We start from the raw sequence: 11,033 nt of genomic DNA on the forward strand, positions 1-11,033 counted from the left end.
GGGGTTCGCGACATCGAAGCGAAAGATGCGCGGTCGAATCGAAGCGGAAAGCGTCCGGCTTCAAGCCGGACCCACCAGCCATCCGAAGCCTCCGCCTTCCTAGTGGGTCGGGCTTCAGCCCGACGGGGTTCGCGACATCGAAGCGAAAGATGCGCGGTCGAATCGAAGCGGAAAGCGTCCGGCTTCAAGCCGGACCCACGAGGCAGCCTCGGGGGCGCTCGATGCGCCGCCCCTGGAAACACCGACGCGCCTGACTTCGGTCACCTGAGTCCTGACCTCTGGTTTGCTAATATTGCGGCGATGGACACGCGCGCTCGCCCCACGCTCGCGCTGGCGCGCGAACTCGTCGCGCGACCGTCGGTGACGCCCGAGGACGCGGGTTGCCAGGCCCTGATCGCATCGCGGCTCGCCGCACTCGGGTTTCGCGCCGAAACGATCGTCTCCGCGGGCGTCACCAACCTCTGGGCGAGACGCGGCACGTCCTCTCCGCTCGTCTGCTTCGCCGGCCACACCGACGTGGTGCCGACCGGCCCGCGCGAAGCCTGGTCGACCGATCCGTTCGTCCCGACCGAGCGCGACGGGTTCCTGCACGGGCGCGGGACCGCCGACATGAAGGGCTCGCTCGCCGCGTTCGTCACCGCGATCGAGGCCTTCGTCGCGGCGCACCCGGACGCCCCCGGGTCGATTGCGCTCCTCATCACCTCCGACGAGGAAGGCCCGCACAACACCGACGGCACGGTGAAGGTCGTCGAGCGCCTTCGCGCGCGCGGCGAGACGATCGACTACTGCATCGTCGGCGAACCATCGTCGGTGACGCGTCTGGGCGACATGATCAAGAACGGACGGCGCGGCACGCTGACCGGCGTCCTGACCGTCCGGGGCGTGCAGGGCCACGTCGCGTACCCGCATCGCGCGCGCAATCCGATACACGAGGTCGCGCCGGCCATCGCGGAACTCGCCGGCATCGAGTGGGACCGCGGCAACGCGTACTTCCCGCCGACCACCTTCCAGTGCTCGAACCTGCATGCGGGCACCGGCGCGATGAACGTGATTCCCGGCACGCTCGAGCTCGCGTTCAACTGGCGCTATTCGACCGAGAGCACGCGCGAGTCGCTGATCACGCGCCTGCGCGAGGTGCTCGACCGCCGCGGACTCGACTACGCGGTGCGCTTCCTTCCGGACGGCAAGCCGTTCCTGACGCCGCGGGGGCGGCTCGTCGAAGTCGTGTCCGAAGCCGTGCGCGAGTCCACCGGCGTCACCCCGGAGCTCTCCTGTACCGGTGGAACCTCGGACGGCCGGTTCATCGCGTCGATCGCGCGCGAGCTGGTGGAACTCGGTCCGGTGGGCGCGACGATCCACCAGGTCGACGAGCGCGTCGCGATCGACGACCTGGAACGACTCTCGGCGATCTATCGCGCCGTGCTCGGACGCCTTCTCGTACCCGGACGGGCGGGCTGACGGGGAGACGGCGATTAGCGCCCCCGTGCACGAGCTGGAGAGCGTCCGCGACTGGCTGCGCTGGGCGGTCTCGCGGTTCACCGAGGCGAAGCTCGCGTTCGGACATGGCACGGCGAACGCCTGGGACGAAGCCGTCTACCTCGTGCTGCACGCCCTGTCGCTGCCGCTCGACCGCCTCGAGCCGTTCCTCGACGCGAAGCTGACGCAGATCGAGCGCACGCGGCTCGCCGAGGTCCTCGCGCGCCGGATCGAGACGCGCGTCCCCGCGGCCTACCTGACGCGCGAAGCCTGGCTCGGCGAGTTCCGGTTCTACGTCGACGAGCGCGTCATCATTCCGCGTTCGTACATCGCCGAGCTCCTGCCCGACGGCCTCGCCCCCTGGATCCCCGATCCCGCGGCGATCCATGAGGCCCTCGACCTGTGCACCGGGTCGGGCTGCCTCGCGATCCTGCTCGCCCACGCGTATCCCGAAGCCGACGTCGACGCGGTCGACCTCTCGTCCGACGCGCTGGCGGTCGCGCAGCGCAACGTCGCGGACTACGCGCTGCACGGGCGCATCAACCTGATCCGGTCCGACCTCTTCGCGAACCTCGTCGAGAAGAGCTACGACCTCGTCATCAGCAACCCGCCGTACGTGACCGACCGCGCGATGGACGCGCTGCCTTCCGAGTACCGGCACGAGCCGGCCATGGCGCTCGCGGGCGGTGAAGACGGTCTCGACGCCGTGCGCGGCATCGTCCGCGACGCGCCGCGCTTCCTCAACCCGGGCGGGTTGCTCGTCGTCGAGGTCGGCAGCGGACGCGCGGCGGTCGAGGCCGCCTTTCCGCGGATGCCGTTCGTGTGGGTGGCCTCGCCTGGCGCCGACGACGCGGTGTTCGCGATCACGCGCGAGGATCTCGTCGCCGGAAGGTAGCCCGATCGCGGCGCGAAGGCGCCCGCGAACGTCGGCGGCGTCAGCCCTTGATGCCGAAGAAGTCGCGGATCCGGCGCACGAAATCGCCCGCCGCGCCCGAGGCCTGACGCGCCCGCTGCTCGGCGTCGAGTGCCTGCAGCGTCGCGACGTTCGCAGCCTGGCGCTTCGCGAGCACCTCCGACATGGCCATGGCGATCTGCGGTCGCGCCTGGATGATCGCGTCGAAGCCGCGCCGCTCGATCTGGTAGCACATCACGTCGCCGCCCGCGACCACGGTCGCCCCCCTCGGCGCGCCGAGCAGGAGACCCATCTCGCCGAAATAGGCCGGCGCGGCGAGCGTCGCCAGCTTGTTGCGCACCGCTCCGTCGGACGCGTCGCGCACGACGTGGATCTGGCCCTGCGCGAGCAGGTAGAGCGAATCGGCCTGCTCGCCCTCGCGGAACACGATGTCGTCCGGCGCGAAAGGCGCGGTGCGCAACTCGCGCGCGAGCGCGTCCTTCTCCCGGGTGGTGAGCGAGGCGAAGAGTTCGGCGTGGTCGAGCGCGGCGCGCTTCGCCGCGAGGTCCTCCCGCGCGTGCCTTCCCCGCTCGTCGCGGACGAGCTCGACGACCTGGCGCGGGTACGGAATGGGCATCGCCGCGCGCACGAGCGCGGCGTAGACGTGCACCAGGATGTCGGACTGGGTCGCCCAGTCGCGCCGCGGATCGAGGAGGAAATAGACGACGGCGTACTCGGCTCCGCTGTCCTTGTACGCGTTGCACAGGCAGGTCGGCGCCGGATCCTGCGCGAGATTGACGATCTCCGCGCGCGCGAGCGCATCGGTCACGATACCGCACACCCGGGCGGGCGCGTAGTCGTAGTCGACCTGGAAGCTGATGCTGCGCCGCCACAGCGCCCGATCGTCGCCGCGCCGTCCCAGGACGACGACGTTGCCGTTCATCAGGACCGAGTTGGGAATGACGATCGTCTCGTTGTCGTTGGTCGCGATCGCCATCGACCGCCAGCGGATGCTGACGACCTGGCCGGCGACGTTGCCCACCTTCACCCAGTCGCCGAGCCGCAGCGTGTTCTCGAGCTGCAGCGAGATGCCGGCCCACAGGTTGCCGAGCGTCGCCTGCGCCGAGAACGCGAGCGCACCGGTGAGGACCGCCGAGGTGGTCACGATGCCCGCGAGGTTGACGCCGACCACGGAGAGCCTCACGAGCGCGTAGACCACGATCAGGATCACGAGCAGGAATTCGGAGAGGATCCGCGGCACCGCGAAGCGCGCGAGCAACCCCGACAGCACGAAGATCATGAACACGCGGATCACCGCGAAGGCGATCACGAACAGGATCAGCTCGCGGGCGATGACGGTGATCGTCTGCGAGCCCATGAGCCCCTGGTAGCGGAGGTGCAGCCAGAGCGCCCCGACCCCGACCGTCGCGACGATCGCCATCCCGAGCATCCCGCGCCTGCGTTCCGGCGGGAACAGGAACGACACGAGCACCACCGCGAGCGCCGCGGTGGCGAACATGATCGCGTCTTGCAGGGTCTCGGGCAGGACGATCATCGTGGGCGCCATCGGTCCGACTCGGGGCCGGGCTCGCGGATTATAGGCGGGTTGCCCGCGGCCATCGCGTAGAATCCGCGGCACCCCCCACGACCGGATCACCATGGCCACCCGTACCGGCGGCGAGATCCTCGCCGCCGCGCTCGTCGCTCAGGGCGCGACGCACCTCTTCGGCGTCCCCGGCGAGAGCTACCTGCCGGTACTCGATGCGCTGGTCGACACCGGAGATCGCCTGCGCTTCATCACCTGCCGCCAGGAAGGCGGTGCCGCGTTCATGGCGGAGGCCGCGGGAAAGCTCACCGGCAGGCCCGGCGTCGCGATCGTCACCCGCGGTCCGGGCGCGACCAACGCCGCCATCGGCGTCCACGTCGCCGCGCAGGACTCGACGCCGATGGTGCTGCTGGTGGGCCAGGTCGGAGCCGACATGGTCGACCGCGAGGCGTTCCAGGAGATCGACTACCGCCGGATGTACGGCGCGATCGCGAAGTGGACCGCGCAGATCGACCGCCCCGACCGCGTGCCCGAGTACATCGCCCATGCGTGGAGCGTCGCGATGGCGGGGCGCCCGGGACCCGTCGTGCTCGCGCTGCCGGAGGACATGCTCTCGGCGCACGCCGACGTCGCGGACCCCGCGCGCGTCGAGGCGCTCCCCGCGCCGGCGGATCCGGTCCAGGTAGCGGGCGTCCTCGATCGACTGTCGCGCGCGCGCGCGCCGCTCGTGCTCGCCGGCGGCAGCCGCTGGGACGCCCATGCATGCCTCGCGCTCGCGCACGTCGCGGAGCGCTGGTCGCTTCCCGTGGCCTGCGCGTTCCGTCGCCAGGACCTGTTCGACCATCGGCGCGCGGACTACGCCGGCGACGTCGGCATCGGGATCAATCCCTCGCTCGCCGCGCGCATCCGCAACGCCGACCTCCTGATCGTGATCGGAGAGCGGCTGGGCGAGATGACCACCTCGGGCTACACGCTGCTCGACGTACCCTCACCGCGCCAGGCGCTCGTCCACGTGCATCCGGGCGCCGACGAACTCGGTCGCGTCTACCAACCCGCGATCGGCATCTGCGCCACCCCGGGAGCGTTCCTCGACGCGATCAACTGCGCACCCGGCCCCGCCACGGCACCGGCGTGGCTGGGAAGCGCAGCGGCCGCGCACGCCGAGTATGAAGCGTGGCGGGCGCCGCGCCCGGTCCCCGGCGACGTGGACCTCTGGCGCATCGTGCGCTGGCTCGACGAGCGATTGCCCGACGACGCGATCCTCACCAATGGTGCCGGCAACTACACGACCTGGCTGCACCGGTTGTTCCGCCATCGACGCCCGGGCACGCAACTCGCGCCCTACGCGGGTGCGATGGGTTACGGCGTGCCCGCCGCCATCGCGGCCAAGCTGCTCCGTCCGGACGCGCCGGTCGTCTCGTGGAACGGCGACGGCTGCTTCCAGATGAACGGCCAGGAACTCGCGACCGCGGCGCAGCTCGGACTCGCGATCGTGTTCGTGGTCATCGACAACGGCATGTACGGCACGATCCGGATGCACCAGGAGCGCACCTATCCTGAGCGCGTGTCGGGCACGACGCTCGTCAATCCCGATTTCGCCGCGCTCGCGCGTGCCCACGGCGCCAGGGGCGAGACCGTCACGACCACCGATGCGTTCGCACCCGCGTTCGAGCGTGCTCTCGAGCATCGCGGGCCTTCGCTCCTGCATGTGAGGCTCGACCCGCAGGCGCTCACGATGAGCGCGTCGCTCGACGCGCTGCGGGAAGCCGGTCGACGCGCGCAGGGCTGACGCGCCGGCGCATCGCATGTCCCGCCTCGAGCCGGCGATCGTCACCTGCGCGCCGGACGGCACGCCGCTGTCGGAACGCTACGGAGACGTCTACCACAGCGCGGACTCCGGCCCGGGTCAGGCGCGCCATGTGTTCCTCGGCGGCAACGGCCTTCCCGGGCGCTGGCGCGGACGCGACGCGTTCGTCGTGCTGGAGACCGGGTTCGGCCTGGGGCTCAACTTCCTCGCCACCTGGGACGCGTGGCGACGCGACGGTTCGCGACCCGGAAGGCTCGACTACATCGCCATCGAAAAGCATCCGCTCGCGCGAGACGACCTCGCTACCGTCCTCGCCCGCTACCCCGAGTTCGGCGACCTCGCCCGGCGGCTCGCCGAGCGCTGGCCCTCGCCGCTTCCCGGCACGCACCGCCGCGACTTCGGCGGCGTCGTGCTCACCGTCGTCTTCGACGACATCGCGTCCGCGCTCGCGCGGCTTTCCGCTGCTGCCGACGCGGTGTACCTCGACGGATTCGCTCCCGCACGCAATCCCGACATGTGGGCACCCGCCGCCCTGCGCGCCGTCGCGCGGCGGATGCGACCCGGCGCGACCTGTGCCACCTGGTCGACCGCGCGGGCGGTGCGCGATGCCCTCGGCGAAGCCGGCGTCGCCTGCGAGCTTCGGCCCGGATTCGGCCACAAGCGCGAGATGCTCGCCGGCACGCTCGTGCGCTCCGCGCGTTCACGGCATCCGGCTACGCGTACGCCTGAACCGTACCAGGAACAGCACGCGATCATCGTGGGAGCGGGCCTCGCGGGAGCCTCTGCCGCGGCGAGTCTCGCGGCGCGCGGATGGCGCACGACGATCATCGAAGCGGCAAGCGCGCCCGCGACCGGGGCTTCGTCGCTCTGGGCCGGCAGCGTCCACCCGCTCATCGCGCGCGACGACAGCCGCCTCGCGCGCCTCTCCCGCGCGGCGTTCCTCCACGCACTCGACGCCTGGCGCGAACGGGAACGCGAAGGGCACACGGCAGCGTGGCGCCGGTGCGGCGTGCTGCAACTCGCGCGGCGTCCCGGCAATGAAAGCGGATGGCGTGCCGCGATCGAATCGCTGGGCTTCCCTCCGGAATTCGTCCGGCTCGTCGAGCAACCCGAGGCGTGTGCGCTGTCCGGCATCGAGGTCGGGCGTCCAGGGCTCTGGTTCCCCGAAGGCGGGTACGCATGCGCCCCGAGGGTCGTCCGCGCATGGCTCGATGCCGCGCTCGCGCATCCGGGATCGCGGCTGGTCGCCTCGACCCGCGTCGAGCGCATCGAACGCGCGCACGACCTCTGGAACGCGATCGACGCGTCGGGCGCGACGATCGCGGCGGCCCCGGTCGTCGTGCTGGCGAACGCGAATGACCTCGCGCGGATGAGTCCGGTCGCGCTGCCGCTGCGGTCGGTCCGCGGCCAGGTGACCTACGTTCCCTCCGACGATCGGCCCGCTCCGCGCTCGGTCGTGATCGGCAACGGCTACGTCCTGCCGCCGGTCGACGGACGCATCGTCACCGGAAGTTCGTACGACCTCGAATCCGCCGAGCCGGCGCCGACGGTCGAGGCGCACGCAGGCAACCTCGCGCGCCTGGGCGAACTCGCGCCGGCACTGGCGGCCGGGCTCGATCCCCGTACGCTCGACGGCGGCGTGGGATTTCGCGCGGTCGCATCCGACCGGATGCCGATCGTCGGCGCACTCGGCGATCCCGCGAACACCGACCAGCCGCCGGGTCGCTACGCGATCGGCGCGTTCGCCTCGCGCGGGCTCACCTGGGCCGCGCTGATGGGCGAGTTCCTCGCCTCGACCATCGAAGGCGATCCGCTGCCGATCGAATCCGATCTCGCAGAAGCCATCGACCCGGCGAGGTTCGTCCGGCGCGCGCGCCGCCGCGCCGGCGGGCAATGACGATCAGGCCTTCGCGCCGCGCGCGTTCCTCAACCGGAACGCGGCGCTGCACAGCAGCACGCCGAACAGGATGCTCCACGCCGCGATCACCCAGACGATCGCGAGCGCGCCGCCCGCGGGCGAACTCAGCATGTAGATGCCGACGACGACCGAGAGCACGCCGGAGAGGATCAGCATCCACTCGTTCGCGATGCTCTTGCGCACGCGGATCGCGTGCACGATCTCGAACACTCCCGTGATGATCGCCCACCACGCGATGAACACGAGCAGCGTCGCGGCGGCGACCCCCGGCGCGAAGAACGTGATGAGTCCGGCGCCGATGCCGAGCACGCCGATCAGCACCAGCGGCCAGATCGGCTTGCCGCCGTCGCGCGCCTTCCAGGCGGTAATGAGCGACGTGACGCCGTCGACGAACGCCCACGCGCCCCACATGATCACGAGCACCACGATCGTGAGGCCGGGCCACAGGAACGCCATCGCACCGAAGGCGATGCTGGCGATGCCGCGCAACAGGATCCAGCCCCAGGCGTCGCCCAGTTGCCTGATGAGATCGTCAGGCACGAGGCCTGCGGTGGACGTCGTCATGATGCCTTCTCCCGTTTCGGCCGCAAGGGCGCGACTCGACCAGGCGAACCATAGCGCTACCGGCGCAGGTGCGCCACCCCGGACCCATGGACACGGAGCGCCCTCCGGCGCACACTAGGCCGGTTCGTGCCAAACCCAGGGGGGCTCGAGCATGCGCACTCTCCTCGCCATCGCTGCCGCAATCGCGGCCACGCCGGTTGCCGCGCTCGCCAACAACGCATTCTTCTTCGTGCAGGTTCCGACACTCGACGAGGTGGGCCTCGCTACGCTCATCGCGCTCGTTGCGGGCGTTGCCGGCTGGGCCGCACGGCAGCGCTCGAAGCGCAAGTAGCCCGCGCTTCGGAAGGCCGCGATGACCGCGGGCGGCCTGTCGCTCCTGACGTCGGTCTACCTGGGCCTCTTCGCCGGCGCCTTCGCATTCTTCTGGCTGTGGGAAGGCGGCGCGCCGCTGCACGCATTCGCCGACGAGCGCGCGCGCCGCCGCCATGCGCTGCGCAACCTGGGCGTCCTGGCCGCGGTGATCCTCACCGCCGACCTGCTCTATGGAACGTTCACGCTGCGCGTCGGCGCGCACCTGCTCGATGCACCGACGGGGCTCCTCGTGCCGCTCGGGCTGCCTGTCTGGGCGCAAGTCGCCATCGCCTTCGTCGCGATCGACCTCTACGAGTACGCGTACCACCGCCTCGCGCACCGCTGGCGGCCGCTGTGGCTGCTGCATACGGTCCATCACAGCGACCCGCACGTCGACGTGTCGACAGGGGCACGCCAGCATCCGTTCGAGACCGCGCTCATCGTCACCGGGCGGCTCGCCGTGTACCTCGTGCTCGGCCTGCCGCTCTGGATCGAGGTCGCGCGCGTGATCGTCGCGAACACCGCGCAGTTCGCGCAGCATGCGAACGTGGCATTTCCGCGTGCGGTGGAGGCGACGCGCCTCGTGCTGATGACGCCGGCAGTGCATCGGCAGCACCACGCTCCCGGCCCCCCGCTGATCGACCGGAACTTCGGCCAGCTCCTCTCGGTGTGGGACCGACTGTTCGGCACCTACGCCGAGCCGGCCGGCGATGCGCCGCCCGCCTACGGACTGCGCATGCTCGAGTCCGAGCGCTGGCAGACGCTCGTCGGCATTCTCGTTACGCCGTTCCGACCGGGGTCGGTTCCGGGTCCTGCGGGGGCGGGCCGGACAGCCGCGGAACGCTGAGACGGACCGCGGCGTCGCTCCGCATTCCCCTCAAAGCTTCTTGTAGCTGAACTTCTGCCCCGCGATCGCGGCTTCGTACATGAGGCCTCCCTTCACGATCGTGAAGGTCGCGAAGCCCTTGTGGTAGCCGCCGGCGGTGACGGCGTCCTTCTTGCCGCCCGACGCGCTTGCCGATGCGCCGGTCGTGCTGGCCGACGCGCCTGCCGCCGCCGTGATCGCCACAGCGGACGCATCCGCGCCGAACTCGAAGTTGCCTTTCGAGAATTCCCGGAACGCGCGCTCGTCCTCGAAGAAGATGATCTGCGAGAAACCCTGTCCGCCCAGCTGGAATCCGATCGACGCCTGCGTCATCGAGGTCTCGCCGACCGGCTTGCCCTTGACGAACACGTGGCCCTTGCCGAAGGCGCCGCCGATGCCGATGCCGGCCTTGCCGATGGTCGGAAACACCGCGTAGCCGTAGGATTTGTTGAAGAACGTGCCGCTCTGGCCGGCGTTGCGGAACAGGTTCGCGGTGTCGGTGTACTCGTCGGCATGGGCCGCCGACATCGGCAGGGCGAAGGCGACGAAGGCGACGATCGACAACGGTCTCTTCAGCATGGGCATCCTCTCGTCAATGCCATGGGGTGCGGATCCCGCCGAGCGATGCGGCGAATCGCAGCGGCACGACTCCCGCGCCGCGATCCGGATATCGACGTTCCGCAGGGGCGCCAAGTCTAGCACCTGTGCAGCACACCTTGTGCAGATGCCGCCGTGCCCGAGGGATCAGAGCCCGCCGGCGAGATGTCCGCCGTCGAGCACCACGACCGAGCCGGTCGCCCACGATCCGGCGTTCGAGGCGAGCATCAGCAGCGCCGCGTCGAGGTCGGAGGGCACGCCGATCCGGCGTTGCGGAACGCGCTTGACCACCGCCTGCCCCGCCTCGCTTTCGAAGAACGCGCGGTTGATGCCGGTCTCGACATAGCCGGGCGCGAGCGCGTTGACCCGGATGCGATGGCGCGCGAGTTCGAGCGCCATCGCCTTCGTCAGGTGAATGAGCGCCGCCTTGGAGGCGGCGTAGGCCGACACCTGCGCGGCGACACGCACGCCGAGGATCGACGCGACGTTGACGATGCTGCCGCCCTGCCCGTGCGCGACCATGCGGCGAGCGGATTCCTGCGCGACGCGCCACGCACCCGTCAGGTTGACGCCGATCACGCGGTCCCAGTCGTCGTCGCTGTGGTCGAGGAACGGCCGGGTCACGGCGATGCCGGCGTTGTTGACGACGACGGTGACCGGACCCAGGATCCGCGCTGCCTCGTCGAGCGCATGCGCGATGCTCTCGCGCACCGTCACGTCGAGCGCGACGGCGTGGGCGCGCGCGCCTTCGCCGCGGATGCGCGTGACGGCATCGCGCACCGTCGCGGTGTCGCGCGCGCCCAGCGCGACCGAGGCTCCGGCGCCCGCGAGCATGCGAGCGAAGTGCGAACCCAGCCCGCCGTTCGCCCCGGTCACGAGCGCGACCTGACCATCCAGCCTCAGCTCCAACGACGAAGTCCTCCAGCATGGCCGCGACCGTGGATCCGGCCCGGCCCGTGTCCGCGTTCGCGCGATGGCGCTTGCGAAGCGGTCATCCTCCCGAGACAATACCAGCCG

The 11,033-nt window shown here is 70.7% G+C and carries 10 protein-coding genes; 6 read left to right on the top strand and 4 right to left on the bottom strand.

Annotated features, from left to right (window positions below):
* The first annotated feature begins 300 nt into the window (after positions 1–300).
* Together dapE and prmB are read left to right on the top strand one after the other, a co-directional pair.
* Positions 301–1,458, top strand: coding sequence for a succinyl-diaminopimelate desuccinylase (gene dapE / locus HS109_04665; protein ID MBE7521663.1), 1,158 nt, complete (start codon positions 301–303; stop codon positions 1,456–1,458).
* A gap of 13 nt (positions 1,459–1,471) precedes the next feature.
* Entirely contained in the window at positions 1,472–2,371 is a 900-nt protein-coding gene (prmB, locus tag HS109_04670) for a 50S ribosomal protein L3 N(5)-glutamine methyltransferase (protein MBE7521664.1), read from the top strand.
* A 40-nt stretch (positions 2,372–2,411) separates the two neighbouring features.
* Here prmB and HS109_04675 read toward each other — a convergent pair whose 3' ends face one another.
* Positions 2,412–3,935, bottom strand: coding sequence for a mechanosensitive ion channel (locus tag HS109_04675; GenBank protein ID MBE7521665.1), 1,524 nt, complete (start codon positions 3,933–3,935; stop codon positions 2,412–2,414).
* A gap of 91 nt (positions 3,936–4,026) precedes the next feature.
* Here HS109_04675 and HS109_04680 point away from each other — a divergent pair, with 91 nt between their 5' ends.
* Both HS109_04680 and mnmC read left to right on the top strand, forming a co-directional pair.
* Positions 4,027–5,703 (top strand): thiamine pyrophosphate-binding protein, encoded by a 1,677-nt coding sequence (locus HS109_04680; GenBank protein ID MBE7521666.1) that lies wholly within the window; start codon positions 4,027–4,029, stop codon positions 5,701–5,703.
* 16 nt (positions 5,704–5,719) lie between these two features.
* The gene (gene mnmC / locus HS109_04685; protein ID MBE7521667.1) at positions 5,720–7,618 is read left to right on the top strand and encodes a bifunctional tRNA (5-methylaminomethyl-2-thiouridine)(34)-methyltransferase MnmD/FAD-dependent 5-carboxymethylaminomethyl-2-thiouridine(34) oxidoreductase MnmC; all 1,899 of its coding nucleotides are present in this window, start codon (positions 5,720–5,722) and stop codon (positions 7,616–7,618) included.
* Positions 7,619–7,621: 3 nt separating this feature from the next.
* On the opposite strand, the gene HS109_04690 is transcribed toward mnmC, so the two are convergent.
* Complete coding sequence (locus HS109_04690) at positions 7,622–8,203, bottom strand: HdeD family acid-resistance protein (GenBank protein ID MBE7521668.1); 582 nt, start codon at positions 8,201–8,203, stop codon at positions 7,622–7,624.
* Positions 8,204–8,354: 151 nt separating this feature from the next.
* Between HS109_04690 and HS109_04695 the strand changes: the two genes are divergently transcribed.
* Both HS109_04695 and HS109_04700 read left to right on the top strand, forming a co-directional pair.
* The gene (locus tag HS109_04695) at positions 8,355–8,534 is read left to right on the top strand and encodes a hypothetical protein (protein ID MBE7521669.1); all 180 of its coding nucleotides are present in this window, start codon (positions 8,355–8,357) and stop codon (positions 8,532–8,534) included.
* Positions 8,535–8,555: 21 nt separating this feature from the next.
* Positions 8,556–9,401, top strand: a complete 846-nt coding sequence (locus tag HS109_04700) for a sterol desaturase family protein (GenBank protein MBE7521670.1) — start codon at positions 8,556–8,558, stop codon at positions 9,399–9,401.
* Positions 9,402–9,431: 30 nt separating this feature from the next.
* On the opposite strand, the gene HS109_04705 is transcribed toward HS109_04700, so the two are convergent.
* Positions 9,432–9,998, bottom strand: coding sequence for a hypothetical protein (locus tag HS109_04705; protein ID MBE7521671.1), 567 nt, complete (start codon positions 9,996–9,998; stop codon positions 9,432–9,434).
* 165 nt (positions 9,999–10,163) lie between these two features.
* Entirely contained in the window at positions 10,164–10,925 is a 762-nt protein-coding gene (locus HS109_04710; GenBank protein ID MBE7521672.1) for a glucose 1-dehydrogenase, read from the bottom strand.
* Positions 10,926–11,033: the final 108 nt, after the last annotated feature.

It is taken from the genome of Burkholderiales bacterium (assembly GCA_015075645.1).
Classification (GTDB): domain Bacteria; phylum Pseudomonadota; class Gammaproteobacteria; order Burkholderiales; family Casimicrobiaceae; genus VBCG01.

Coding starts and splice junctions, on each gene's coding strand:
- dapE (MBE7521663.1), top strand. CDS start 301: ATGGACACGCGCGCTCGCCCCACGCTCGCGCTGGCGCGCGAACTCGTC.
- HS109_04675 (MBE7521665.1), bottom strand. CDS start 3,935: ATGGCGCCCACGATGATCGTCCTGCCCGAGACCCTGCAAGACGCGATC.
- HS109_04680 (MBE7521666.1), top strand. CDS start 4,027: ATGGCCACCCGTACCGGCGGCGAGATCCTCGCCGCCGCGCTCGTCGCT.
- mnmC (MBE7521667.1), top strand. CDS start 5,720: ATGTCCCGCCTCGAGCCGGCGATCGTCACCTGCGCGCCGGACGGCACG.
- HS109_04690 (MBE7521668.1), bottom strand. CDS start 8,203: ATGACGACGTCCACCGCAGGCCTCGTGCCTGACGATCTCATCAGGCAA.
- HS109_04695 (MBE7521669.1), top strand. CDS start 8,355: ATGCGCACTCTCCTCGCCATCGCTGCCGCAATCGCGGCCACGCCGGTT.
- HS109_04700 (MBE7521670.1), top strand. CDS start 8,556: ATGACCGCGGGCGGCCTGTCGCTCCTGACGTCGGTCTACCTGGGCCTC.
- HS109_04705 (MBE7521671.1), bottom strand. CDS start 9,998: ATGCTGAAGAGACCGTTGTCGATCGTCGCCTTCGTCGCCTTCGCCCTG.